Source organism: Streptomyces sp. NBC_01445, from assembly GCF_035918235.1.
GTDB lineage: Bacteria > Actinomycetota > Actinomycetes > Streptomycetales > Streptomycetaceae > Streptomyces.
The window spans coordinates 6422430-6447479 of sequence record NZ_CP109485.1 but is presented as its reverse complement, the minus strand read 5'-3'; the positions used below and the strand labels follow the sequence as shown (position 1 = coordinate 6447479).

General features: G+C 70.8%; 20 protein-coding genes. 12 read left to right on the top strand and 8 right to left on the bottom strand.

The window, feature by feature from the left end; genetic code table 11:
- Positions 1–18 precede the first annotated feature (18 nt).
- The 4 genes from OG574_RS29405 to OG574_RS29390 form a co-directional block, all read right to left on the bottom strand.
- Positions 19–945 (bottom strand): serine hydrolase, encoded by a 927-nt coding sequence (locus OG574_RS29405; protein ID WP_326775657.1) that lies wholly within the window; start codon positions 943–945, stop codon positions 19–21.
- Between the two features lie 230 nt (positions 946–1175).
- Positions 1176–2849: a thiamine pyrophosphate-binding protein gene (locus OG574_RS29400; RefSeq protein ID WP_326775656.1), complete on the bottom strand. Its 1674-nt coding sequence runs from the start codon at positions 2847–2849 to the stop codon at positions 1176–1178.
- Between the two features lie 104 nt (positions 2850–2953).
- Complete coding sequence (speB, locus tag OG574_RS29395) at positions 2954–3925, bottom strand: agmatinase (protein ID WP_100594097.1); 972 nt, start codon at positions 3923–3925, stop codon at positions 2954–2956.
- 72 nt (positions 3926–3997) lie between these two features.
- On the bottom strand, positions 3998–5476 hold the full coding sequence (locus tag OG574_RS29390; protein ID WP_326775655.1) for a sodium:solute symporter: 1479 nt from the start codon (positions 5474–5476) through the stop codon (positions 3998–4000).
- Between the two features lie 178 nt (positions 5477–5654).
- Between OG574_RS29390 and OG574_RS29385 the strand changes: the two genes are divergently transcribed.
- Together OG574_RS29385 and OG574_RS29380 are read left to right on the top strand one after the other, a co-directional pair.
- A complete protein-coding gene (locus OG574_RS29385; protein WP_326775654.1) occupies positions 5655–7154 on the top strand; it encodes a PucR family transcriptional regulator ligand-binding domain-containing protein in 1500 nt (499 codons plus the stop codon).
- A 62-nt stretch (positions 7155–7216) separates the two neighbouring features.
- Complete coding sequence (locus tag OG574_RS29380) at positions 7217–8014, top strand: phosphatase (RefSeq protein WP_100594314.1); 798 nt, start codon at positions 7217–7219, stop codon at positions 8012–8014.
- On the opposite strand, the gene OG574_RS29375 is transcribed toward OG574_RS29380, so the two are convergent.
- The 4 genes from OG574_RS29375 to OG574_RS29360 form a co-directional block, all read right to left on the bottom strand.
- Positions 7998–8996, bottom strand: coding sequence for a cation diffusion facilitator family transporter (locus OG574_RS29375; RefSeq protein WP_326775653.1), 999 nt, complete (start codon positions 8994–8996; stop codon positions 7998–8000). The genes OG574_RS29380 and OG574_RS29375 overlap by 17 nt on opposite strands.
- A gap of 66 nt (positions 8997–9062) precedes the next feature.
- Positions 9063–9944: an acyl-CoA thioesterase gene (locus OG574_RS29370; protein ID WP_326775652.1), complete on the bottom strand. Its 882-nt coding sequence runs from the start codon at positions 9942–9944 to the stop codon at positions 9063–9065.
- A gap of 36 nt (positions 9945–9980) precedes the next feature.
- Positions 9981–11138 (bottom strand): acyl-CoA dehydrogenase family protein, encoded by a 1158-nt coding sequence (locus OG574_RS29365; RefSeq protein ID WP_100594312.1) that lies wholly within the window; start codon positions 11136–11138, stop codon positions 9981–9983.
- A 144-nt stretch (positions 11139–11282) separates the two neighbouring features.
- Positions 11283–11870 (bottom strand): SACE_7040 family transcriptional regulator, encoded by a 588-nt coding sequence (locus OG574_RS29360; protein ID WP_100594093.1) that lies wholly within the window; start codon positions 11868–11870, stop codon positions 11283–11285.
- A gap of 97 nt (positions 11871–11967) precedes the next feature.
- On the opposite strand from OG574_RS29360, the gene OG574_RS29355 reads away from it, so the two are divergent.
- The 10 genes from OG574_RS29355 (at position 11968) to OG574_RS29310 (ending at position 24985) form a co-directional block, all read left to right on the top strand.
- A complete protein-coding gene (locus tag OG574_RS29355) occupies positions 11968–13590 on the top strand; it encodes a carboxyl transferase domain-containing protein (RefSeq protein WP_100594092.1) in 1623 nt (540 codons plus the stop codon).
- A gap of 19 nt (positions 13591–13609) precedes the next feature.
- A complete protein-coding gene (locus OG574_RS29350; protein ID WP_326778665.1) occupies positions 13610–15547 on the top strand; it encodes an acetyl/propionyl/methylcrotonyl-CoA carboxylase subunit alpha in 1938 nt (645 codons plus the stop codon).
- A complete protein-coding gene (locus OG574_RS29345; RefSeq protein ID WP_326775651.1) occupies positions 15544–16542 on the top strand; it encodes a hydroxymethylglutaryl-CoA lyase in 999 nt (332 codons plus the stop codon). The genes OG574_RS29350 and OG574_RS29345 overlap by 4 nt, the downstream gene beginning before the upstream one ends.
- A 5-nt stretch (positions 16543–16547) precedes the next feature.
- On the top strand, positions 16548–17708 hold the full coding sequence (locus OG574_RS29340; RefSeq protein WP_326775650.1) for an acyl-CoA dehydrogenase family protein: 1161 nt from the start codon (positions 16548–16550) through the stop codon (positions 17706–17708).
- 106 nt (positions 17709–17814) lie between these two features.
- The gene (locus OG574_RS29335) at positions 17815–18858 is read left to right on the top strand and encodes an ABC transporter substrate-binding protein (protein ID WP_326775649.1); all 1044 of its coding nucleotides are present in this window, start codon (positions 17815–17817) and stop codon (positions 18856–18858) included.
- A 5-nt stretch (positions 18859–18863) separates the two neighbouring features.
- Positions 18864–19751: a siderophore-interacting protein gene (locus tag OG574_RS29330; protein WP_326775648.1), complete on the top strand. Its 888-nt coding sequence runs from the start codon at positions 18864–18866 to the stop codon at positions 19749–19751.
- 153 nt (positions 19752–19904) lie between these two features.
- Positions 19905–21356 (top strand): lysine decarboxylase DesA, encoded by a 1452-nt coding sequence (gene desA, locus OG574_RS29325; protein WP_326775647.1) that lies wholly within the window; start codon positions 19905–19907, stop codon positions 21354–21356.
- The gene (locus OG574_RS29320) at positions 21340–22620 is read left to right on the top strand and encodes a lysine N(6)-hydroxylase/L-ornithine N(5)-oxygenase family protein (protein ID WP_326775646.1); all 1281 of its coding nucleotides are present in this window, start codon (positions 21340–21342) and stop codon (positions 22618–22620) included. The genes desA and OG574_RS29320 overlap by 17 nt, the downstream gene beginning before the upstream one ends.
- Positions 22617–23177 carry a GNAT family N-acetyltransferase gene (locus OG574_RS29315; protein WP_326775645.1) on the top strand — a complete coding sequence of 187 codons (561 nt, stop codon included), beginning with the start codon at positions 22617–22619 and terminating at the stop codon, positions 23175–23177. Before OG574_RS29320 ends, OG574_RS29315 begins: the two co-directional genes overlap by 4 nt.
- Positions 23174–24985 carry an IucA/IucC family protein gene (locus OG574_RS29310; RefSeq protein ID WP_326775644.1) on the top strand — a complete coding sequence of 604 codons (1812 nt, stop codon included), beginning with the start codon at positions 23174–23176 and terminating at the stop codon, positions 24983–24985. Before OG574_RS29315 ends, OG574_RS29310 begins: the two co-directional genes overlap by 4 nt.
- Positions 24986–25050: the final 65 nt, after the last annotated feature.

Sequence of the window (25050 nt, the reverse complement as noted above, 5' to 3'; positions counted from 1 at the left end):
CCTTTCGTCCTCGGCCGGTCAGCCCTGCGGCACGGCGACGAAGGCCTCCTTGGGCGTACTGGTCGGGGTGTAGCGGGACGCCGCGGGCGCAGTCGGCGTCAGGTCCTTGTGTATGACCCGCGCGACACCCTGAATCGTGTCCACGCCGTAACTCATGGTGCTGTTCCCGTGCGTCAGCACCGAAATGGTGTAGTCATGACCACCTCCCTGAAAGGCCCCGATGCTGTGCACGCGCCAGCCGTACGTGGAACGCTCCAGCCAGCCGTTCTTGACGTGCACGGCGACGGACGAGGGCGCGCCGGCCGGGGTCCCCCACCGCTGCGAGGACACGACCTTCCCCATGAGCTTGAGGATGTAGGCGCGGGAGTTGTCACTGAGGACGGAGTTCTTGGCGGTGACCAGCGAAAGCAGCTTCTGCTCGTCCTGGACGTTGATCTGGGTCAGCCCCCAGTAGCCGCCGGACCCCGGCACGGTCCGCGTCATCCCGGCGGCCTTGAGGAAGCCCTTCACCTTGGTGGTGCCGAGCTGCTTCCACAGCGATGTGGTGGCCGCGTTGTCCGACTTGGTGATCATGGCGGTGGCGAGGTTCGCCTCGCGCGTCGTCAGATACCGGTTGGTCTTCTTGGCGTCCCAGAGCAGCGTGGCGAGAACGGTCACCTTCACGACACTGGCGGAGTCGTACGAGGACGTGGCCCGAAGCGAGCACGTGGTGTTCGTGGTCCGGTCGTGGAGCCCGACGGCGACGGTGCCCTTACGGGTCGCGAGGGCGGCGGTGATGTCCTTCTGGAGCTTCGCGGCGAGGCCGGCCTTGTCGGAGGTGCAGGTGACCTGTGGTGTGGTCGCGGCGGACGCGGGCGCGGCGCCCGCGACGACCGGCACGAGCACGCCGGCGGCGAGCACCGCCGGGAGCACGCGGGCAGCACGTATGGATATGCGGCGAGTCATGCGTTTCCCCCCAGATTCGAAGCGAGCACGCCTCCAGCGCACTCGCCTCACATGACTCTCCAATGGGGGCGAAGGGTTGTACGAACCCCAACAGATCCGGGAGCGCGTCAGGGAACTGCCCGGCACCCCGTGGACGCAGCCCCTGGCGGACCAGGGACCGCAGACGCCAACGGCCCCCGGGAAGACATCTCCCGGGGGCCGCCGCGTGAACGACCGATCGGCTGATCGCCTCAGCCCAGATGCGTAGGCGCGAACATCTTCAGCAGCGCGGGCAGCACCACGACCGACGGGCCCGGTTCCGCGAGCGCCTTCTCCAGGTCGGCGCGCAGCGTCTCCGGGGACGTTCGTACTCCCGGGACCCCGAAGGACTCGGCGAGCGCCACGAAGTCCGGGCGCGCAAGCTCCGTCGCCGTGGCCTCACCGAACGCGTCCGTCATGTACTCGCGCAGGATGCCGTAGCCGCCGTCGTCCACGATCAGCCAGGTGACCGGCAGGTTGTACTGCTTCGCCGTGGCCAGTTCCGCGATCGAGTACATCGCGCCGCCGTCGCCCGAGACCGCGAGGACCGGCTTCGACGGGTCGGCCGCGGCGGCGCCGAGCGCGGCCGGGAAGCCGTAGCCGAGGCCGCCCGCGCCCTGCGCCGAGTGCAGGGCGCCCGGCCATGCCGACCAGGCCCAGTACGCCAGGATCGTCATGTCCCAGAAGGAGGGGGAGGACGCCGGGAGTGCCGCCCTCACCGAACCCAGGATCTCGCGCTCGAAGGCCAGGTCCTGGCCGTCGAGGCGTTCGCGGACCGCCGCGAGGAGCGTCGCGACCCGTTCGGGCACCGACGGGTCCTGGCGTTCCGTGACCGTCTCCAGGAGCGCCGAGAGCGCCAGGCGCGCGTCGGCGTGGATGCCGAGCGCCGGGTGGTTGGACTCCAGCTTTCCGGCATCCGCCTCGATCTGGATCACCCGGCCGCGCGGCACGAACGTGTGGTAATTGGACGAGAGTTCGCCCAGGCCCGAGCCGATGACCAGCAGGACGTCCGCGTCCTCCAGGAGGTCCGTCGTGTGGCGGTCCTCCATCCAGGACTGGAGCGAGAGCGGGTGCTCCCAGGGAAACGCGCCCTTGCCGCCGAAGGTGCACACGACCGGGGCGTTGATCTTCTCCGCGAGCGCGACCAGCTTGCCGCTCGCGTCCGACCGTACGACGCCGCCGCCCGCGATGATCACGGGGCGCTCGGCGCGCGACAGCAAGTCGGCTGCCACCGCGGTCAGTTCGGGGCGGGGCACGAGGTCGCGCGGGGTCGCGTCCATCGCCGTCACGACCGGAAGGGTCGTCTCCGCGAGGAGCACGTCCTGCGGGATCTCCACCCAGACCGGGCCGTGCGGCGCGGTGAGGGCGGACTCCCAGGCGGCGGCGATCGCGGAGGGGATCTGCGACTGCGTCCGCACGGTGTGGACGGACTTGACCACGTCCCGGAACGAGGCCTGCTGGTCCCGGAGTTCGTGCAGATAGCCGTGGCGTCCGCCGCCGAGCCCGGCGACCGGGATCTGGCTGCCGATGGCAAGGACCGGCGCCGACGCGGCCGCCGCCTCCTGGAGCGCGGCGAGCGACATCAGCGCGCCGGGCCCGGTGGAGAGCAGGAGGGGCGCGACCTCACCGGTCACGCGCCCGTAGGCGTCGGCCGCGAAGCCCGCGTTGTTCTCCACGCGCAGGCCCACGTACCGCAGGTCCGAGCGGCGCAGCGCGTCGAACATGCCGAGCGCGTGCTGGCCCGGGAGCCCGAAGACGGTGGACGCGCCGAGGCCGTGCAGGGTCTCGACGACGAGGTCGCCGCCGTTCCGCCCTGCGGGCGGGTTGAGGGCGGCCGCGGTCTGCGCCGCGGTGGGCAGCAGTTCCAGGTCGTGGTCGTGGGTCATGTTCGGGGTTCCCTGGCGTCGTGATCGGGTGCGGGCCGGTGGTCGGGGTGTGCCCACCCGCTCCGCCCTGCGGGCCGGTGGGCACACCCCGACCGTCGTCCGTCCTACTGTGCCGCGCGGCTCTGCGCGATCTGACGGGACATGATCGTCGTCAGCTCGTACGCGGTGTGCGAGGCGGCGACGGCCGTGATCTCCGCGTGGTCGTAGGCCGGGGCGACCTCGACGACGTCGGCGGAGACGAGGTTGCAGGACGACAGGCCGCGCAGGATCTCCAGGAGCTCACGCGAGGTCATGCCGCCGGCCTCGGGGGTGCCGGTGCCGGGCGCGTGGGCCGGGTCGAGGCAGTCGATGTCGATGGAGATGTAGAGGGGTCGGTTCCCGATGCGCTGGCGCAGCTGGTCGGCGACCTCGTCGGCGCCGCGGCGGTAGATGTCCGCCGAGGTGACGATGCCGAAGCCCATCTTCTCGTCGTCGGTCAGGTCCTGCTTGCCGTAGAGCGGACCGCGCGTACCGACGTGGGAGAGGGCGGAGGTGTCGAGGATGCCCTCCTCCACCGCCCGGCGGAACGGCGTGCCGTGCGTGTACTCGGCGCCGAAGTACGTGTCCCACGTGTCGAGGTGCGCGTCGAAGTGGAGCAGCGCGACGGGGCCGTGCTTCTTGGCGACCGAGCGAAGGAGCGGCAGCGCGATCGTGTGGTCGCCGCCGAGCGTCATCATGCGGGCGCCGGTGCCGAGGAGGTCGTCGGCCGCGGCCTCGATCGTCTCGACGGCCTCGTTGATGTTGAACGGGTTGGCCGCTATGTCACCGGCGTCCGCGACCTGCGCGAGGGCGAACGGGGAGGCGTCCTGCGCCGGGTTGTAGGGGCGCAGCAGCCGGGACGCCTCGCGGATCGCGTTGCCGCCGAAGCGGGCGCCCGGCCGGTACGAGACGCCCGTGTCGAAGGGCACGCCGACGACGGCCACGTCCGCGGTGCCCACCTCGTCGAGGCGGGGCAGCCGGGCGAAGGTGGCGGGACCGGCGTACCGCGGGACGCGGGAGGAGTCGACCGGACCGCGGGGCGTCTCGTTGCTGCTCATGGGAATTGCCTTCTTTCCTACGCTTCGTGGCGCTGCGCAGCCCTTGACGGGGCTACGCAGCGCTTTGCGACTTTACTGAGTGGCGGTGGCCGGCTCCGCGTCCGTCTCCGTCTCGGCCCCGCGCCCGGCGAGCCGCTCGCGCCAGGCGGCGAGCACCGCGGCGTCGGTCGGCTTGGTGGCGAGGGAGACGATGACGTAGGCGGCGAGGGACAGCAGGAGGCCGTAGTAGACGGGCTCGTTGGCGAGGATTCCGTAGCCCCACATCAGGCCGATGACGGCGAGTCCGCCGACGCAGACGGCGGCGAGGGCGCCGGCCACGGTGCCGCGCTTCCACAGCAGGCCGCCGAGGATCGGCACGAGGAGCCCGGCGACGAGCAGGTTGTAGGCGACGGTCAGCGCCTCGACGACGTTGTTGAGCGCGATGGCGATGCAGATCACCGCGACGCCCATGATCAGGATGAAGAGGCGGTTGCCCTTCACCTCGTCGTGCGCCTCGTCCTTGCCGCCGCCGGAGGGCCTGACGGCGCCCCGCAGCCGCGACCAGATGTCGTTGTTGGCGACGGTCGCACAGGCGATCAGCGCGCCGGACGAGGTCGACATGACGGCGGCGAGCGCGGCGGCGAGCACCAGGCCGCGCACACCGATGGGGAGCTCGTCCTTGACGATGGTCGCGAACGCGGCGTCGGCGCTGGGCAGCTTCGGGTACATGACCTTCGCGGCGGTGCCGATGACGGCGCCGGCGACGGCGTAGACCAGGCAGTAGGTGCCCGCGACGGTGCCGCCGACGCGGGCGACCTTGTCGCTGCGGGCGGTGAACACGCGCTGCCAGATGTCCTGGCCGATCAGCATGCCGAACGTGTAGATCAGCACGTACGTGAAGATCGTCTCGCCGCCGATGCCCAGCGGGTCGAAGTACTCGGTGGGCAGCTTGGCCTTCATCTCGCTGAAGCCGCCGGCCTTGATGACGGCGATCGGCAGCAGCAGGAGCAGCACGCCGATGGTCTTCACCACGAACTGCACCATGTCGGTGAGGGTGATGGACCACATGCCGCCGAGCGTCGAGTACGCGACGACGATCGAGCCGCCGAGGATGATCGCGATGGTGCGGTTCATGTCGAACAGCACGTCGAAGATCGTGGCGTAGGCGATGGTCGAGGTGACGGCGAGCATCAGCGTGTACGCCCACATCACGACGCCGGAGATGAGCCCGGACCGGCCGCCGTAGCGCAGGTCGAGCATCTCGGAGACGGTGTAGACCTTCAGGCGGGCGATGCGCGCCGAGAAGAACACGGACAGCGCCAGCAGGCCGAGGCCGATGGTGAAGACCATCCACGCGCCGGACAGGCCGTACTGGTAGCCGAGGCCCACGCCGCCGATGGTGGAGGCGCCGCCGAGGACGATCGCGGCCATGGTGCCGGAGTACATCATCGGGCCGAGCCTGCGGCCCGCCACGAGGAACTCGCTCTTGGACTTGGCGCGGCGCATGCCCCACCAGCCCATGGCGAGCATGCCGGCGAGATAGACGACGATCACTGTGTAGTCGACGGCCATAGGGCCCTCCTTCGCGCACCTCGGTGGCGTGTCGTGCAGATGGGGGTGGGTGACCGGCCGTGGGGACATCCGCCCGTACCCGAGGCCTGCGGTCGGCACGACCTTAGGTGGCCTGAAAGCAACGCTGAAGTGTACTTTTTATCCACTCTCCCGCGACTGGATGGAGGAAACATCCACCATGCCGGACGCAACCCGGCCGACGGCGGGCCCCTCAGGCCCTCCCGCACCGGCCGTTCCGCCCACCCCGCCGGTGCCGCTCACCGCGCTGCTCGCCCGCGAGGACCTGGGCCTGCGCCAGATCGCGGGCCCGCCCGTCGGCCCCGACACGGTGATCCACTGGGCGCACACGTCCGAGATGGCCGACCCGTACCCGTATCTGCTCGGCGGTGAGCTGCTGCTGACCGCCGGGGTGCACGCGACGGAGTCGGCGGGCACGGGTCCCTATTACGACGACTACGTGGCGCGGATCGTCGCGGCGGGCGGGGCGGCTCTCGGCTTCGGCGTCGCGCCGGTGCACGACACGGTGCCGCGCGCCCTGGTCGAGGCCTGCGAGCGGCACGGCCTGCCGCTCCTCGAGGTGCCGCCGCACTCCACGTTCAGCGGGGTGACGCGCGCGGTGTGGCAGCTGATGGCCCAGGCGCGCCACGCGGAACTGCGCCGCGTCAGCGAGGCGCAGCAGGGCCTCGCCACGGCGGCGGCGCGCCCCTATCCGGTGCCCGCGGTGCTGCGGCAGCTGGCGCAGCGCACCGGCGGCTGGGCGGTGCTCACCGCGCCGGACGGCTCGGAGGTCGGCCGGGCGGGCCCCGAGCCGACGGCCGAGGTGAGCGCGGCGATGGTCCAGCTGATGCGGATCGTGCGCCCCGGCGAGACGCGCCTCTTCCCCGCGCCCACGTCGGCGGCGGACACGGTGGGCGGCTCGCATCTGGCCGCCTACGCGCTGGGCGGCGGCCAGGGTTACGCGCTGGGGACGGCGGTCGGGCAGCGCGACCCCGGCGACCACACGATCGCGGGGGTCGCCGTGGTCCTCCTCTCCCTGCTCACGGGCGAACACCAGACGACGGCCGAGGGGGCGCGCTCGGCCGCCCTGGTCCGGCTCCTGTTCGGCGAGGAGCCGGCCGGTGTCGCGGCGCTGCTCGGCGACGGCAATTGGCGGGTGGTCCACGCCGCGCCGGACGGTCCGTCCCCGCCGCCCGTCTCCCTCGGCACGCCCCTGGTCGACACCACCGACTCCCTCGTACGCGCCCTGCTCCCCGCGGACCAGGAGGTCATCGCCCAGGAGGGCTGGGTGATGGGGGTGAGCGGCGCGGCTCCCACGGAGGACCTGGCGGCGGCCGACGCGCAGGCGTCCCGCGCCCTGACGCGGGCGAGGGCGACCCATGCCCCGCTCGTCCACCACCACGCGGACGCGCGGGGACTCGCCTCGCTCCTGGACCCCGGGGAGGCGACGGCCCACGCCCGGACACTCCTCGGCCCGATCTCCCACACGCCCGCGCTGACCGAGACGCTGCGTACCTGGCTTTCCCTGCACGGGAGTTGGGACCGTACGGCCACCGCGCTCGCCGTCCACCGCAACACCGTGCGTCAGCGCATCGCGAAGTGCGCGACGCTCCTGGACACCGACCTGGACGACCCCGATGTGCGCATGGAACTGTGGTTCGCTCTGCGCCACGCAGAGTGACGCCCGTCCCACCCCCCGGGACATCGGGGCCCGTCACAGCGCCCGACGGCACAATGGGGTGCATGCCGATACCCGGGACCCCCAGCCGCGCCGCGCTCGTCGACCATCTGATCCGGACCCGCATCGCGGGCGACGTGGCCACACCCCGCGACAACAACCTCTCCCACTACCGCAGGCTCGCGAACGGCGACCGCCACTACTGGCTCGGCCTGGAGCTCGGCGACCGCTGGACCGACGAGCAGGACGTCCTCGCGGTGATGGCGGAGCGCTGCGGTGTGAACGACGATCCCGAGTACCGCTTCGGCCAGGACACCATCGACCCGCAGCTCACGGTCGACGCCCTGGAGCGCATGGGCGCCCGGCTGCGCAAGGCGGCGGCCGGCAAGGAGCGCGTCCTGTTCGCGACCGGGCACCCGGGCGGCCTCCTCGACGTGCACCGCGCGACGGCCGCGGCGCTGCGCGCGGCGGGCTGCGAGATCGTCGTGATCCCCGAGGGCCTCTCCACGGACGAGGGCATGGTCTTCCAGTTCGCGGACGTGGCGATGCTGGAGCGCGGTGCGACGCTGTGGCACACGCATTCCCCGGACCCCATGGCGCGGATCCTCGACGGCCTGGAGCGCGAGGAGCGCGCCCTGCCGAACCTGGTCGTCGCCGACCACGGCTGGGCGGGCTGCGCGGGCCAGCGCGGGATCGACTCCATCGGTTACGCGGACTGCAACGACCCGGCGCTGTTCATCGGCGAGGCGGAGGGCACCCTTCAGGTGACGGTGCCGCTCGACGACCACGTCACGAGCCCGCGCCACTACGACCCGATGACGGCGTATCTCCTCGACGCGGCGGGCCTCAGCCCCACGGGTTGAGCCCCTCCTCGCGCCGCTGCGCGAAACCGGGCGTCGGGTCGAGGTAGACCCGGGTCACGTTCGGGAACCGCTCGCGCAGCCGGCGGGCCGCCTCCTCGCAGGCCCACTCGATCTGCGCGGCGGTGGAGGTGTCGCGCAGGTCGACCTTCGCCGCGACGAGCGCCTCGCGCGGCCCCTGGACGAGGGTGGTCAGTTCGAGTACGGCCTCGATGTGCTCGACGCCTGCGAGGATTTCGCGGATCTCCAGGCGGACCGGCTTGGGCAGCGGGCGCCCGATGAGGAGTTCGGCGTTGGACCGTCCGAGGACCCAGGCGACGTACAGGAGCAGGGCGCCGATGCACAGGGAGGCGATGGCGTCCCAGACGCCGGAGCCGGTGAGCTGACCGCCGAGCAGTCCGCCCGCGGCAAGGACCAGGCCGACGAGGGCGGCCGAGTCCTCCATGACGACGGCCTTGACGGCGGTGTCGGGAGTGCGCTGCAGATACCGGCCCACGGGCGCCCCCATGCGCTCGGCCTCGCCCCGGACCTGCTTGATGCCCGTACGCAGCGAGAAGCCCTCCAGGAGGAAGGCGAGGGCGAGGACGATGTACGAGATGAGCGGGTTGCCGAGCTCCTCGCCGGCGATCAGGGTGTGGATGCCGTCGTAGATCGAGAAGACGGCGCCGCCGACGAAGGTGGCGACGGCGGCGAGCATGGCCCAGATGTAGCGCTCGGGCCCGTAGCCGAGGGGGTGTTCCTCGTCCGCGGGCTTCTCGCTCCGCTTCAGCGCGGTGAGCAGCAGCACCTCGGTGACCGTGTCGGCGACCGAGTGGGCGGCCTCCGAGAGCATGGCGCTCGACCCGCTGATGATGCCGGCGACGGCCTTGGCGAGGGCGATCCCGAGGTTGGCCGCGGCCGCGACGAGAACGGTGGCGACGCTCTCGCCCCCGCCGTTCTCCTCCGTGTCCCCGGCCGTCCCACTCTGCTCAGCGCTCGTGCCCATGCAGGTGACGGTATGTCCGATCGCCACGCGCCGCGAACCACGCCGGCCTGATCCGGACGAGAGGCCCTAGCGCGGGACGCGGACGACGCCCTCCTGGATCACGGAGATGGCGAGCTGTCCGTCGCGGGTGTAGATGCGGGCCTGGCCGAGGCCGCGCCCGCCCGAGGCCGACGGCGACTCCTGGTCGTACAGGAGCCATTCGTCCGCGCGGAACGGCCGGTGGAACCACATCGCGTGGTCGAGCGAGGCGCCGACCACGTCGCCCACGGCCCATCCCCCGCGCCCGTGCGCGAGCAGCACGGAGTCCAGGAGCGTCATGTCGGAGACGTACGTGGCGAGGCAGACGTGCAGCAGCGGTTCGTCGATGACGCCGTCGAGTTTGCCGTTCGTACGGAACCAGACCTGCGAGCGCGGCTCCTGCGGGGTGCCGACGCTGCCGAACGGCGGCGCGTCCACGTACCGCAGGTCGACGGCCTCGCGCGCTTCGAGGAGCCGCTCGGCGACGCCGGGCTCGACGAACGCGTCGGCGTAGCGCGGCAGCATCTCGGCGGCGGTGGGCAGCGTCTCCGGGTCGGGCGCGGGCGGCATGGCCGCCTGGTGCTCGAGCCCGTCCTCGTACGTCTGGAAGGACGCCGAGAGATGGAAGATCGGCTGCCCGTGCTGGATGGCGACGACGCGGCGCGTGGTGAAGGAGCGCCCGTCGCGGATCCGGTCGACGGTGTAGACGATGGGCGCGCCCGGGTCACCGGCCACGAGGAAGTACGCGTGCAGCGAGTGGGCGTGCCGGTCGCCGGGGACGGTGCGCCCGGCGGCGACGAGCGCCTGGGCCGCCACCTGTCCGCCGAAGACCCGGGGGACGACGGCGGAGCGGGACTGCCCGCGGAAGATGTCCTGCTCGATCCGCTCGAGGTCGAGCAGATCGAGCAGGGACTCCAGTGCCTGATTCATACAGCCAGTTCTACAGAAGGCGGATGGACGGGTGGGTTACAGGCCCATGTCCTTCGCGATGATCGTCTTCATGATCTCGCTGGTGCCGCCGTAGATGCGGTTGACGCGGTTGTCCGCGTACAGGCGCGCGATCGGGTACTCGTTCATGAAGCCGTAGCCGCCGTGCAGCTGGAGGCAGCGGTCGATGACGCGGTGCGCGACCTCGGTGCAGAACAGCTTGGCGCTGGCGGCCTCGGCGGGGGTCAGCTCGCCCGCGTCGAGGGCCTCGAGGGCGCGGTCGGCGACGGCCTCGGCGGCGTCCACCTCGGCCTGGCAGGCGGCCAGTTCGAACTTGGTGTTCTGGAAGGACGCGACGGGCTTGCCGAAGACGGCGCGCTCCTGGACGTACTCCTTGGCGAACCGGACGGCGGCCTTGGCCTGCGCGTAGGCGCCGAAAGCGATGCCCCAGCGCTCGGAGGCGAGGTTGTGGCCGAGGTAGTAGAAGCCCTTGTTCTCCTCGCCGAGGAGGTCCTCGACGGGGACCTTCACGTCGACGAACGCCAGCTCGGCGGTGTCGGAGGTCTTCAGGCCGAGCTTGTCGAGCTTGCGGCCTATCGAGTAGCCCTCGGACTTGGTGTCCACCGCGAAGAGGGAGATGCCGTGGCGGCGGTCCTCGGCGGTGGGCGCGTCGGTGCGGGCGCAGACGATCACCTTGTCGGCGTGGACGCCGCCGGTGATGAAGGTCTTGGCGCCGTTGAGGACGTAGTGCGTGCCGTCCTCGGAGAGCTTGGCGGTGGTCTTCATGCCCGCGAGGTCGGAGCCGGTGCCCGGCTCGGTCATCGCGAGGGCCCACATCTCCTCGCCGGAGACGAACTTCGGCAGGAAGCGCTTCTTCTGCTCGTCGGTGGCGAGCATCTTGATGTACGGCAGGCCGAGCAGCACGTGCACGCCGGAGCCGCCGAACTGGACGCCCGCGCGCGAGGTCTCCTCGTACATCACGGCCTCGAACTTGTACGAGTCGATGCCGGCGCCGCCGAACTCCTCGGGCACGCGGATACCGAAGACGCCGAGCTCGGCGAGCTTGTAGTAGAAGTCGCGCGGGGCCTGCCCGGCCGCGAACCACTCGTCGTAGACGGGCACGACCTCGGCCTCGATGAAGGCGCGGATGGTGTCCCGGAACGCCTCGTGGTCCTCGTTGTAAACGGTACGGCGCACGACCTGCTCCTTCGGAAACGGCATCACTGCACGACTAAGCGCTTGCTCAGCTTAGGTTACCCGCCAGTTTCTGGAGCGTCCAGAGACGCACGTCACGCCCGGCCCGCCCTCGCGGGCGGACGACGGGAACTTGACGACAGGCGCCTACGCGGCCTCGAATGCCCCGCGCGCCATGCGGTGCAGCAGCCCCGCCGTCGCCTCGCGGCCGGGCAGTCCGCCGGACCTGCCGAGGTGCGGGGTCGAGTTGAGCAGGCCGAAGACGGCGTGCACGGCGGCACGCGCGGGCTGCTCGACCAGGCCCGGATAGACCTCGCGCACCGCCTCGACCCACAGCTCGACGTACTGGCGCTGGAGCTGGCGCACCAGCTTGCGGTCGCTGTCGCGCAGGCGGTCCAGCTCACGGTCGTGCAGGGTGATCAGGGGGCGGTCGTCGAGGGCGAAGTCGATGTGGCCCTCGATGAGGGAGTCGAGCAGCGCCTCGGGGTCGCCGCCGTCGGACTCGGCGAGCCGGCGCTTGCCGCCGGTCAGGAGCCGTCCGCTGATGCCGACGAGCAGCTCGGCGAGCATCGCGTCCTTGCCCGCGAAGTGACGGTAGAGCCCGGGGCCGCTGATACCGACCGCGGCGCCTATCTCGTCGACGCCGACTCCGTGGAACCCGCGCTCGGCGAAGAGCCGCGCGGCCTCCTTGAGAATCTGCTCGCGGCGGGTGGGGGCGTCGGTTCTGGTGGCCATGAAGGTAATTCTAGACAGCGACGTTAGCGGTCGTTAACCTGAGGGAAACGCGTTAACGCTCACTAACCGAGCGAGAGCCGATCGAGGGGACTGCGCAATGCAGGAGGCACCGGAGCTGACGAGCGCGGCGGATCCCGCGTCGGAGGCCTGGAAGGCCAACGAGGCGGCGCACGAGGCGCTGGCCGACGAGCTCCGCGGCAAGCTGGCCGCGGCCCGGCTCGGCGGCGGCGAGCGGGCCCGCGCCCGGCACACCGCGCGCGGCAAGCTGCTGCCGCGCGACCGCGTGGACACACTGCTCGACCCGGGCTCCCCGTTCCTGGAGCTGGCGCCGCTGGCGGCCGACGGGATGTACGGGGACCAGGCCCCGGCCGCCGGGGTGATCGCCGGGATCGGGCGGGTCAGCGGCCGCGCGTGCGTGATCGTCGCCAATGACGCGACGGTCAAGGGCGGCACGTACTACCCGATGACGGTGAAGAAGCACCTGCGCGCCCAGGAGGTGGCCCTGGAGAACAGGCTGCCGTGCGTCTACCTGGTCGACTCGGGCGGCGCCTTCCTGCCGATGCAGGACGAGGTCTTCCCCGACCGCGAGCACTTCGGGCGGATCTTCTACAACCAGGCGCGGATGTCGGGCGCCGGCATCCCCCAGATCGCCGCGGTCCTCGGCTCGTGCACGGCGGGCGGGGCGTACGTCCCGGCGATGAGCGACGAGGCCGTGATCGTGCGCAATCAGGGCACGATCTTCCTGGGCGGCCCGCCCCTGGTGAAGGCCGCCACCGGCGAGGTCGTCACCGCCGAGGAGCTGGGCGGCGGCGAGGTGCACTCCCGGATCTCGGGCGTCACCGACCATCTCGCGGAGGACGACGCGCACGCGCTGCGGATCGTGCGGACGATCGTCTCGACGCTCCCGGAGCGCGGCGAGCTGCCGTGGTCGGTCACCCCGGCGATCGAGCCGAAGGTCGACCCGGCGGGGCTGTACGGCGCGGTGCCGGTCGACTCCCGCACCCCGTACGACGTGCGGGAGGTCATCGCGCGTGTGGTGGACGGCTCGCGGTTCGCCGAGTTCAAGGCGGAGTTCGGGCAGACCCTCGTCACCGGCTTCGCCCGCATCCACGGCCACCCGGTCGGGATCGTCGCGAACAACGGCATCCTGTTCTCCGAGTCCGCCCAGAAGGGCGCGCACTTCATCGAGCTGTGCGACCAGCGCGGCATCCCGCTGGTGTTCCTGCAGAACATCTCGGGCTTCATGGTGGGGCGGGACTACGAGGCGGGCGGGATCGCCAAGCACGGCGCCAAGATGGTCACGGCCGTCGCCAGCACCCGCGTGCCGAAGCTGACCGTCGTCGTCGGCGGGTCGTACGGGGCGGGGAACTACTCGATGTGCGGCCGGGCCTACTCGCCGCGCTTCCTGTGGATGTGGCCCAACGCCAAGATCTCCGTCATGGGCGGCGAACAGGCCGCCTCGGTCCTCGCGACCGTCAAGCGCGACCAGCTGGAGGCGCGCGGCGAGCAGTGGCCCGCCGAGGACGAGGACGCCTTCAAGGCACCGATCCGCGCGCAGTACGAGGAGCAGGGGAACGCCTACTACGCGACGGCCCGGCTCTGGGACGACGGCGTGATCGACCCGCTGGAGACCCGGCAGGTCCTCGGCCTCGCCCTGACCGCCTGTGCCCACGCGCCGCTGCCGGAGAAGTCCGGCGGCTTCGGCGTCTTCCGGATGTGAGGGGAGGGACCCCATGAGCATGTTCGACACCGTTCTTGTGGCCAACCGCGGCGAGATCGCCGTCCGCGTCATCCGTACGCTGCGGGCGCTCGGCATCCGCTCGGTGGCCGTGTACAGCGACGCGGACGCCGACGCCCGCCATGTGCGCGAGGCCGACACGGCGGTCCGCATCGGGCCGCCGCCCGCGGGCGAGAGCTATCTCCGCGTGGACCGGCTCCTCGAGGCGGCGGCGCGCACGGGCGCGCAGGCCGTCCACCCGGGCTACGGATTCCTGGCGGAGAACGCAGCCTTCGCACGGGCCTGCGCCGACGCGGGCCTCGTCTTCATCGGTCCCTCCGCCGACGCGATCTCCCTCATGGGCGACAAGATCCGCGCCAAGGAGACCGTGCAGGCGGCCGGGGTCCCGGTCGTGCCCGGCTCGTCCGGCAGCGGCCTGACCGACGCCCAACTGGCCGACGCGGCACGGGAGATCGGCATGCCCGTACTGCTCAAGCCGTCCGCGGGCGGCGGCGGCAAGGGCATGCGCCTGGTCCGTGACGAGTCGCTGCTCGGCGACGAGATCGCGGCCGCCCGCCGCGAGGCCCGCGCCTCCTTCGGCGACGACACGCTCCTCGTGGAGCGCTGGGTCGACCGCCCCCGGCACATCGAGATCCAGGTCCTGGCCGACGGCCACGGGCATGTGATCCACCTGGGCGAGCGCGAGTGCTCCCTCCAGCGCCGCCACCAGAAGATCATCGAGGAGGCGCCGAGCGTCCTGCTCGACGAGGCGACGCGCGCGGCGATGGGCGAGGCAGCGGTGCAGGCGGCCCGCTCGTGCGGGTACCGCGGCGCGGGCACGGTGGAGTTCATCGTGCCGGGCAACGACCCGTCCTCGTACTACTTCATGGAGATGAACACCCGCCTCCAGGTGGAGCACCCGGTCACGGAGCTGATCACGGGCGTCGACCTGGTGGAGTGGCAGCTGCGGGTCGCGGCCGGTGAGCAACTGCCGTACGCGCAGGGCGACATCGAGCTGACCGGGCACGCGGTCGAGGCCAGGATCTGCGCCGAGGACCCGTCGCGCGGCTTCCTGCCGTCGGGCGGCACGGTCGTCTCGCTGCGCGAGCCGCAGGGCGACGGGGTGCGCACCGACTCGGGGCTCAGCGAGGGCACGGAGGTCGGGAGCCTGTACGACCCGATGCTGTCGAAGGTCATCGCGTACGGCCCGGACCGGGCGACCGCCCTGCGCAAGCTGCGCGCCGCCCTCGCGGAGACGGTCACGCTGGGCGTGCCGACGAACGCCGGGTTCCTGCGGCGGCTGCTCGCGCACCCTGCGGTGGTGGCGGGCGAGCTGGACACGGGACTCGTGGAGCGCGAGGCCGACGGCCTGGTCTCCGGGGAGGTGCCGGAGGAGGTGTACGAGGCGGCGGCCGCGGTACGCGCGGCACGCCTCGCCCCTCCGGAAGACGGCTGGACGGACCCCTTCTCCGTCCCCAGCGGATGGCGCCTGGGAGGCGCACCGGCACCCCTCGACCTCCACCTGCGAGTCGCGGGGCTTGAGCCCGTCACTCACCGGGCGCAGGGCACGGGCACGGTCGGCGCCGACAGCGTCACTGTCCGCCTCGACGGCCTCACCCACACCTTCCACCGCGCCGGCGACTGGCTGGGCCGGGACGGCGACGCCTGGCACGTGCAGGACTTCGACCCGGTGGCGGCCTCGCTGACCGGCGCCGCGCACTCCGGCGCCGACTCCCTCACCGCCCCGATGCCCGGCACGGTCACCGTCGTCAAGGTGGCCGTGGGGGACGAAGTGGTCGCCGGACAGAGCCTGTTGGTGGTCGAGGCGATGAAGATGGAGCACGTCATCTCCGCCCCGCACGCCGGCACCGTGGCCGAACTGGACGTCACACCGGGCACGACCGTCGCGATGGACCAGATCCTCGCGGTCGTCACACCGCACGAGGAGACGACGGCATGAGCACCCCCGCATCCCCCTCATCCCCCGCCTCCCCCGCGCCCACCGCCCTGCCCATGGTCGTGGCCTCCCAGGATCTGCCCGCGCGCGTGCGGATCCACGAGGTCGGCGCGCGCGACGGACTGCAGAACGAGAAGGCGACCGTTCCCACGGAGGTGAAGGCGGAGTTCGTGCACCGCCTCGCGGCCGCGGGCCTGACCACCATCGAGGCCACCAGCTTCGTGCACCCCAAGTGGGTTCCCCAGCTGGCGGACGCGGAAGCTCTGTTCCCGCTCCTCCAGGACATCGAGCCCCGCCCGCACCTGCCCGTCCTGGTGCCGAACGAGCGGGGTCTTGACCGGGCCCTCGCGCTCGGGGCTCGCCGCGTCGCCGTGTTCGCCAGCGCCACGGAGTCGTTCGCCAAGGCCAATCTGAACCGGACGGTGGACGAGGCGCTCGCCATGTTCGAGCCGGTCGTGACCCGCGCCAAGGAGGGCCGGGCGCATGTGCGCGGCTATCTCTCCATGTGCTTCGGGGACCCCTGGGAGGGCGCCGTCCCGGTCCACCAGGTCGTCCGGGTCGCCAAGGCCCTCATGGACATGGGGTGCGACGAGCTGAGCCTCGGCGACACGATCGGCGTCGCGACGCCGGGCCACGTCCAGACGCTCCTGGCCGAGCTCAACGAGGAGGGCGTGCCGACGAACGCGATCGGCGTGCACTTCCACGACACGTACGGCCAGGCCCTGTCCAACACCCTCGCGGCGCTCCAGCACGGAGTGACCACCGTGGACGCCTCCGCAGGCGGCCTCGGCGGCTGCCCGTACGCGAAGAGCGCCACCGGAAATCTCGCCACCGAAGACCTCGTGTGGATGCTTCAGGGCCTCGGTATCGAGACCGGGGTCGACCTCGGCCGTCTCACCGCCACCAGCGCGTGGATGGCCGAACAACTGGGCCGGCCCAGTCCGTCCCGCACCGTCCGCGCCCTCGTGAAAACGGCACAGCCCCTACAGGAGCAGTGAACAAGATGGACCACCGCCTGAGCAGCGAGCACGAAGAACTCCGCCGCACCGTCGAGGAGTTCGCGCACGACGTCGTCGCCCCGAAGATCGGCGACTTCTACGAGCGGCACGAGTTCCCGTACGAGATCGTGCGGGAGATGGGCCGCATGGGCCTGTTCGGGCTGCCCTTCCCGGAGGAGTACGGCGGGATGGGAGGCGACTATCTGGCCCTCGGGATCGCCCTTGAGGAACTGGCGCGCGTCGACTCGTCCGTGGCGATCACGCTGGAGGCGGGCGTCTCGCTCGGTGCGATGCCCCTCCATTTGTTCGGGACCGAGGAGCAGAAGGCCGAGTGGCTGCCGCGGCTGTGCGCCGGCGAGATCCTCGGCGCGTTCGGCCTGACCGAGCCCGACGGCGGCTCGGACGCGGGCGCGACGCGTACGACGGCGAGGGTCGACGAGGCGACCGGCGAGTGGGTGATCAACGGCACGAAGTGCTTCATCACCAACTCCGGTACGGACATCACCGGTCTGGTCACCGTCACGGCGGTCACCGGCCACTCCCCCGAGGGCAAGCCGCAGATCTCCTCGATCATCGTGCCGTCCGGGACGCCGGGCTTCACGGTCGCGGCGCCGTACTCGAAGGTCGGCTGGAACGCGTCGGACACGCGTGAGCTGCACTTCGACGACGTACGGGTCCCGGCGGCGAACCTGCTCGGCGAACAGGGCCGCGGATTCGCCCAGTTCCTGCGGATCCTGGACGAGGGCCGCATCGCGATCGCCGCGCTGGCGACGGGTCTGGCCCAGGGCTGTGTGGACGAGTCGGTGAAGTACGCCAAGGAGCGGCACGCGTTCGGCCGCAACATCGGCTCGTACCAGGCGATCCAGTTCAAGATCGCCGACATGGAGATGAAGGCGCACACGTCCCGCCTCGCGTGGCGTGACGCGGCGTCGCGGCTGGTGAGCGGGGAGCCGTTCAAGAAGGAGGCGGCGCTCGCCAAGCTCTACTCGTCGACGATCGCCGTGGACAACGCGCGTGAGGCGACCCAGGTCCACGGGGGCTACGGCTTCATGAACGAGTACCCGGTGGCCCGCATGTGGCGCGACTCGAAGATCCTCGAGATCGGCGAGGGCACGAGCGAGGTACAGCGGATGCTGATCGCGCGGGAGCTGGGCCTGACGGGCTGAATCGGCGACTACGAGGGGGCCCTCTGGACAACGGCTTAGGTTAGGTTAACCTAAGCCAGAATCCGGCCAGCGGCCCCCCCCGTTCGTCACGAAAGCAGCCACTGTCATGCCCCATGCCCGTCTCACCACCCCTTCCCGTCGCGGCATCCTCGCCGCGGGCGGCGCCCTCGGCCTCGGAGCCGCGCTCGCCGCCTGCGGCAGCGATTCCAAGGACAGCGGCTCGGGCGCCAAGTCGGGCAGCGCCAAGTCCGGCCCCTGGTCCTTCAAGGACGACCGCGGCACGACGGCGAAGAGCGACAAGATCCCGGCGAACATCGTCGCGTTCACCGGTGTCGCCGCCGCCCTGTTCGACTACGGCATCGAGGTCAAGGGCGTCTTCGGCCCGACGACGACCAAGGGCGGCAAGGCCGACGTGCAGGCCGGCGACATGGACGTCAGCAAGCTGACGGTCATCGGCAACACCTGGGGCGAGTTCAAGATCGAGAAGTACGCGGCGCTCTCCCCCGACCTCCTCGTCTCGACGATGTTCGACGAGAAGGGCACCCTCTGGTACGTCCCCGAGGAGTCCGCGGACAAGATCCTGAAGCTCGCCCCGAGTGTCGGCATCTCCGTCTACGACCGGCAGATGACCCAGCCGCTGGCGCGCCTGCTCGAACTCGCCGGGTCGCTCGGCGCGGACGTGAAGGCCGAGAAGACCGTCAAGGCGAAGAAGCGCTTCGAGGACGCGGCCGCCCGCCTGCGCAAGGCCGCCAAGGCCCGCCCCGAGATCCGGGTGCTCGTCGGCTCCGCGAGCCAGGACATCTTCTACGTCTCCGGCTCCAACCTCTCCGCCGACCTGGAGTACTTCAAGTCGCTCGGCGTGAACATCGTGGAGCCCACGGAGAAGGCGAAGAAGGCCAGCGGCGGCTGGTTCGAGAACCTCAGCTGGGAGAACATCGACGCCCACCCGGCGGACATCATCATGATGGACAACCGGACGTCGGCCATCCAGCCCGCCGACCTCGACAAGGCCACCTGGAAGAAGCTGCCCGCCGTCAAGGCCGGCCAGGTCATCCCGCGCGTCACCGAGCCCATCTACTCGTACGCCAAGTGCGCCCCGATCCTCGAGGACCTCGCCGAGGCCATCGAGAAGGCGAAGAAGGTCGGCTGACACAGATGACGACGACCGAGTCCCCCGCGATCGCACCCTTCCGATTCTTCGACCTACAGGTAGCGCGGACGCGGCGGCTCGGTCCGTCGCTGCAGCGCGTCACGTTCACGGGGTCCGACCTCGTGGACTTCCACGCCGGAGGCCGCGACCAGAGCCTGTCGCTGTTCCTGCCGCAGCCGGGCCAGGAGGCCCCCGTCCTGCCGGCCGCCGAGCCGGGTGACGACGGCCGCGCCTGGCACGCCGCGTACCGGGCACTCCCGGACGACGTGCGCGCCGTGATGCGTTCCTACACGGTCAGCGGGCAGCGCCGCGCGCCCGGTGAACCCGGCGAAATCGACATCGACTTCGTGCTCCACCACGACGGCCCCGGCGGCGCGGGTCCCGCCTGCGTCTGGGCCGAGGCGGCGAAGCCCGGTGACCGCGTGACGGTCCTCGGCCCGGCTGTCGCCGACAACACGGCCGTACGCTGCCGCCCCCAAGAGGGCGCCGACCACGTCCTGTTGTGGGGCGACGAGACCGCTCTGCCCGCCGCCCTCGGCATCCTCGCCTGGCTGCCTCCGGGGTTGCGCGCGCACGCCTGGCTCGAGGTCCCGCACCGCGAGGACATCCCGGCCGTCGAGACCGCGGGCGACGTCACCCTCACCTGGCTCGTGCGTGACGAGAAAGCGCCGTCCGCGCTGGAGTCGATCCGCGCCGCCGAGCTGCCGGACGCGTCGAGTCCGTACGCCTGGCTCGCGGGCGAGTCCGGAACGATGAAGGAGCTGCGCCGCCACCTCGTGCGCGAACGCGCCTACGACAAGCGGTCGGTGACGTTCGTGGGCTACTGGCGCAAGGGGCTCAGCGAGGACGGACTGCGCGTCGCCGAGGCTCAGGAGGCGGCCGCCGAGGGCTGACCGGCAGCAGGTTCCGGCCACTGAAGAGGGGCGGGGTCGCAAGCACAACTTAGGTTAGGCTAACCTAAGTCAGGTGCTGGGACCTCGCCCCTCTTCCCATGCCGCCCGTCTTCCCGCTCACCCGCATTCCTGCCCCCACCCGGAGGACCGTCCATGCGCTCGCACCTGCTCAACGACACGACCGCGGAGCACTACCGCCGTTCCGTGACCGAGGGAATCGAGCGGGTGGCGGCCAAACTCGCCACCACCGACCGGCCGTTCACCGGAGTCACGGTCGACGAGCTCTCGCCCCGGATCGACGCCGTCGACCTGGACACGCCCCTCCTCGACACGACCGCCGCCCTGGACGAGCTCGAAGAGGTCTACCTCCGCGACGCCGTCTACTTCCACCACCCGCGCTACCTCGCCCACCTCAACTGCCCGGTCGTCATCCCGGCCGTGGTCGGCGAGGCCGTCCTCTCCGCGGTCAACTCCTCCCTCGACACCTGGGACCAGTCCGCCGGCGGCACCCTCATCGAGCGCAAGCTCATCGACTGGACCACGAGCCGCATCGGCCTCGGCCCCGCCGCCGACGGCGTCTTCACCTCCGGCGGCTCCCAGTCCAACCTCCAGGCGCTGCTCCTCGCCCGCGACGAGACGAAGTCCGAGAACGCCGAACACCCCACGAAAATGCGGGTGTTCGCCTCCGAGGTCAGCCACTTCAGCGTCAAGAAGTCCGCCACGCTCCTCGGCCTCGGCCCCGACGCCGTGGTCACCATCCCCGTGGACCGCGACAAGCGGATGCAGACCGTCGCCCTCGCGCGTGAGCTGGAGCGCTGCCGCGAGGAGGGCCTCGTGCCCATGGCGGTCGTCGCCACCGCCGGGACCACCGACTTCGGCTCCATCGACCCGCTCCCCGAGATCGCCGAGCTCTGCGCCCAGTACGGCACCTGGATGCACGTCGACGCCGCGTACGGCTGCGGGCTCCTCGCCTCCGTCAAGAACCGGCACCTCCTCGACGGCATCGAGCGCGCCGACTCCGTCACCGTCGACTACCACAAGTCGTTCTTCCAGCCCGTGAGTTCGAGCGCCGTCCTGGTCCGGGGCGCGGCCACCCTGCGGCACGCCACGTACCACGCCGACTACCTCAACCCGCGCCGCATGGTCACCGAGCGCATCCCCAACCAGGTCGACAAGTCCCTCCAGACGACCCGCCGCTTCGACGCGCTCAAGCTGTGGATGACGCTGCGCGTGATGGGCGCCGACGGTGTCGGGCAGCTCTTCGACGAGGTGTGCGACCTGGCGGGCAAGGCCTGGGAGCTGCTCGCCTCAGACCCCCGGTTCGACGTCGTAGTCGAACCGCAGCTGTCCACCCTCGTCTTCCGCCACATCCCGGCCTGCGTCACCGACCCCGCCGAGATCGACCGCGCCAACCTGTACGCCCGCAAGGCCCTGTTCGCCTCCGGCGACGCCATCGTGGCGGGCACCAAGGTGGGCGGCCGCCACTACCTGAAGTTCACCCTGCTCAACCCCGAGACCACCGTCGACGACATCGTCGCGGTCCTCGATCTGATCGCCGGCCACGCCGAGCAGTACCTGGGAGAGAACCTTGTCGAAGCTTCCTGAGTCCCCTGATCCCCTCGACTTCATCGGGATCGGCCTCGGCCCCTTCAACCTCGGCCTGGCCGCCCTCACCGAACCGATAGCCGAACTGAACAGTGTCTTCCTGGAGTCCAAGCCGGACTTCGAATGGCACTCGGGGATGTTCCTCGAAGGCGCCCACCTCCAGACCCCGTTCATGTCGGACCTGGTCACGCTCGCCGACCCGACCTCCCCGTACTCCTTCCTGAACTACCTCAAGGAATCGGGGCGGCTGTACTCCTTCTACATCCGCGAGAACTTCTATCCCCTGCGGACCGAGTACAACGACTACTGCCGCTGGACCGCCGCGAAACTCACCAGCATCCGCTTCGGCACGACCGTCACGCAGGTCTCGTACGACGAGGCCGCCGAGGTGTACGTCGTGAGCACCGAGGGCGGCGAGACGTACCGCGCGCCGCGCCTCGTCCTCGGCACCGGCACTCCGCCGCACATCCCCGAGCCCGTCCGGGGCCTCGGCGGCGACGCGATCCACAACTCCCGCTATCTGCACCACAAGCAGGAGCTCCAGCAGAAGGACTCGATCACCCTCGTCGGCAGCGGCCAGTCCGCCGCGGAGATCTACTACGACCTCCTCAGCGAGATCGACGTCCACGGCTACCGCCTCAACTGGGTCACCCGCTCCCCGCGCTTCTTCCCCCTCGAATACACGAAGCTGACGCTGGAGATGACCTCCCCCGAGTACGTGGACTACTTCCACGCGCTGCCAGAGGAGACCCGCTACCGTCTGGAGACCCAGCAGAAGAACCTCTTCAAGGGCATCGACGGCGACCTCATCAACGAGATCTTCGACCTGCTCTACCAGAAGAACCTGGCCGGGCCCGTCCCCACCAGACTGCTCACCAACTCGTCGCTCCAGAGCGCGAGTTACGAGAACGGCACGTACACGCTCGGCCTGCGCCAGGAGGAGCAGGGCAAGGACTTCGAGCTGCGCACCGACGGCCTGATCCTGGCCACGGGCTACAAGTACGAGACGCCCGCCTTCCTGGAGCCGGTCCGTGACCGGCTCAACTGGGACAGCCGGGGCCGCTTCGACCTCGCCCGCAACTACTCCGTCGACACCACGGGCCGTGGCGTGTTCGTCCAGAACGCCGGCGTGCACACGCACTCGATCACCTCGCCCGACCTGGGCATGGGCGCGTACCGCAACGCGTACATCATCCGTGAGCTGCTCGGCAGCGAGTACTACCCCGTAGAGAAGACCATCGCGTTCCAGGAGTTCGCCGCATGAGCACCCCCACCGGCTCCCCCACCGGCACCTTCAGCATCCGCCCCCTCGACCCCGTCGCGGACGCCGAGCTGCTGCACCGCTGGGTCACCGACCCCAAGGCCGCGTTCTGGCTGATGCAGGACGCGAAACTGCAGGACGTGGAGCGCGAGTACATGGCGATAGCCGCCGCCGAGCACCACGACGCGTTCATAGGCCTCCATGACGGCGAGCCCGCCTTCCTCATGGAGCGCTACGACCCGGCGCACGTCGAACTCGTCGGGCTGTACGAGCCCGAGCCCGGCGACGTCGGCATGCACTTCCTGACGGCGCCCAGCGACGTCCGCATCCCCGGCTTCACCCGCGCCGTGATCACCACGGTGATGGAGTTCCTGTTCGCCGACCCGGCGGCCCGGCGCGTCGTCGTCGAGCCCGACGTGCGCAACAAGGCCGTGCACGCCCTGAACGAGGCCGTCGGCTTCGTCCCCGACCGCGTCATCCAGAAGCCGGAGAAGCAGGCGCTGCTCAGCTTCTGCACACGCGAGCAGTTCCTCGCCGCCACGGGGGTGGCCGCCGTATGACGCTCTCCGACGCCGTCACCCACCTCTCCCCCGAGCGCTGGGCCGAGGCCAACCGCCTCCTCATCCGCAAGGCACTCGCCGAGTTCACCCACGAGCGCCTCCTCACCCCCGAGCCCCTCGGCGACGATCTTCCCCAAGCTCTCGGCTCCGCTCGAGCAGGGGAGGCCCCGTTCGCCGTGCGCTCCGACGACGGCGCGACCGAGTACCGCTTCACCGCCCGCCGCCTGCGCCTCGACCACTGGCAGGTGTCCGCGGACTCCATCTCGCGCCACCGCGACGGCTCCGAACTCCCGCTCAGCGCCCTGGAGTTCTTCATCGAGCTGAAGACCTCGCTCGGCCTGAGCGACGCGATCCTGCCGGTCTATCTGGAGGAGATCTCCTCCACCCTCTCCGGCACCTGCTACAAGCTCGCCAAAACCCCCGTCACCGCGGCCTCCCTCGCCCGCGACGGCTCCTTCCAGGAGATCGAGACGGGCATGACCGAGGGCCACCCCTGCTTCGTCGCCAACAACGGCCGGCTCGGCTTCGGCGTCCACGAGTACCTCTCGTACGCTCCGGAGACCGCGAGCCCGATCCGGCTGATCTGGCTGGCGGCGACGCGGGAGCGGGCCGCGTTCACGGCCGGTGTCGGGCTCGACTACGAGTCCCACCTGCGCGCCGAGCTCGGGGAGGAGACCCTGGCTCGGTTCGCCGCCACGCTCACCGCCCAGGGACTGGACCCGGACGACTACCTGCTCATCCCCGTCCACCCCTGGCAGTGGTGGAACAAGCTGTCGGTCACCTTCGCGGCCGAGGTCGCCCAGCGCCGCCTGGTGCTCCTGGGCGAGGGCGACGACGAGTACCTCGCCCAGCAGTCGATCCGCACGTTCTTCAACACCTCGCACCCGGACCGCCACTACGTGAAGACGGCCCTGTCCGTCATCAACATGGGCTTCATGCGCGGCCTTTCGGCCTCGTACATGGAGGCCACGCCCGCCATCAACGACTGGCTCGCGCAGCTCATCGAGAACGACGAGGTCCTCAAGGCGACCGGCCTGACGATCATCCGCGAGCGCGCCGCCGTCGGCTACCGGCACCTGGAGTACGAGGCCGCGACCGACCGCTACTCCCCGTACCGCAAAATGCTCGCCGCCCTGTGGCGCGAGTCGCCCGTCGCGTCCCTGGCCGAGGGCGAGCGCCTGGCCACGATGGCGTCGCTGCTCCATGTCGACGCCGACGGCCGCTCGTTCGCCGCGGCCCTCGTCGAGCGCTCGGGCCTGACGCCCGCCGAGTGGCTGCGTCCCTACCTGCGGTCGTACCTCACGCCGCTGCTGCACAGCTTCTACGCGTACGACCTCGTGTACATGCCGCACGGCGAGAACGTCATCCTCGTGCTCGGCGAGGACGGCACGGTCCAGCGGGCGATCTTCAAGGACATCGCCGAGGAGATCGCGGTCATGGACCCCGACGCGGTCCTCCCGCCGGGCGTCGAACGCCTCCGGGTCGAGGTCCCCGACGACCAGAAACTGCTGTCCATCTTCACGGACGTCTTCGACTGCTTCTTCCGTTTCCTCGCGGCGAACCTGGTCACGGAGGGCGTACTCGACGAGGACACGTTCTGGCAGTCGGTCGCCGACTGCGTCCGCGACTACCAGGCGTCGGCGCCCCAACTGGCCGACAAATTCCGGCAGTACGACATGTTCGCCCCGGAGTTCACGCTGTCCTGCCTCAACCGGCTCCAGCTGCGCAACAACGAGCAGATGGTGGACCTCGCGGACCCGGCGGGGGCCCTTCAGCTGATCGGGACACTGCCGAACCCGATCGCGTAGACGTGAGTGGGGCTCCGGAGACGCTGCAGTTCACAGCGACTGCGTCGCGGGTTTGGAGCCCCACT

Coding starts and splice junctions, on each gene's coding strand:
- OG574_RS29400 (WP_326775656.1), bottom strand. CDS start 2,849: ATGACCCACGACCACGACCTGGAACTGCTGCCCACCGCGGCGCAGACC.
- OG574_RS29315 (WP_326775645.1), top strand. CDS start 22,617: ATGAGCACCCCCACCGGCTCCCCCACCGGCACCTTCAGCATCCGCCCC.
- desA (WP_326775647.1), top strand. CDS start 19,905: ATGCGCTCGCACCTGCTCAACGACACGACCGCGGAGCACTACCGCCGT.
- OG574_RS29375 (WP_326775653.1), bottom strand. CDS start 8,996: ATGGGCACGAGCGCTGAGCAGAGTGGGACGGCCGGGGACACGGAGGAG.
- OG574_RS29310 (WP_326775644.1), top strand. CDS start 23,174: ATGACGCTCTCCGACGCCGTCACCCACCTCTCCCCCGAGCGCTGGGCC.
- OG574_RS29340 (WP_326775650.1), top strand. CDS start 16,548: ATGGACCACCGCCTGAGCAGCGAGCACGAAGAACTCCGCCGCACCGTC.
- speB (WP_100594097.1), bottom strand. CDS start 3,925: ATGAGCAGCAACGAGACGCCCCGCGGTCCGGTCGACTCCTCCCGCGTC.
- OG574_RS29345 (WP_326775651.1), top strand. CDS start 15,544: ATGAGCACCCCCGCATCCCCCTCATCCCCCGCCTCCCCCGCGCCCACC.
- OG574_RS29355 (WP_100594092.1), top strand. CDS start 11,968: ATGCAGGAGGCACCGGAGCTGACGAGCGCGGCGGATCCCGCGTCGGAG.
- OG574_RS29335 (WP_326775649.1), top strand. CDS start 17,815: ATGCCCCATGCCCGTCTCACCACCCCTTCCCGTCGCGGCATCCTCGCC.
- OG574_RS29360 (WP_100594093.1), bottom strand. CDS start 11,870: ATGGCCACCAGAACCGACGCCCCCACCCGCCGCGAGCAGATTCTCAAG.
- OG574_RS29330 (WP_326775648.1), top strand. CDS start 18,864: ATGACGACGACCGAGTCCCCCGCGATCGCACCCTTCCGATTCTTCGAC.
- OG574_RS29390 (WP_326775655.1), bottom strand. CDS start 5,476: ATGGCCGTCGACTACACAGTGATCGTCGTCTATCTCGCCGGCATGCTC.
- OG574_RS29380 (WP_100594314.1), top strand. CDS start 7,217: ATGCCGATACCCGGGACCCCCAGCCGCGCCGCGCTCGTCGACCATCTG.
- OG574_RS29385 (WP_326775654.1), top strand. CDS start 5,655: ATGCCGGACGCAACCCGGCCGACGGCGGGCCCCTCAGGCCCTCCCGCA.
- OG574_RS29350 (WP_326778665.1), top strand. CDS start 13,610: ATGTTCGACACCGTTCTTGTGGCCAACCGCGGCGAGATCGCCGTCCGC.
- OG574_RS29405 (WP_326775657.1), bottom strand. CDS start 945: ATGACTCGCCGCATATCCATACGTGCTGCCCGCGTGCTCCCGGCGGTG.
- OG574_RS29370 (WP_326775652.1), bottom strand. CDS start 9,944: ATGAATCAGGCACTGGAGTCCCTGCTCGATCTGCTCGACCTCGAGCGG.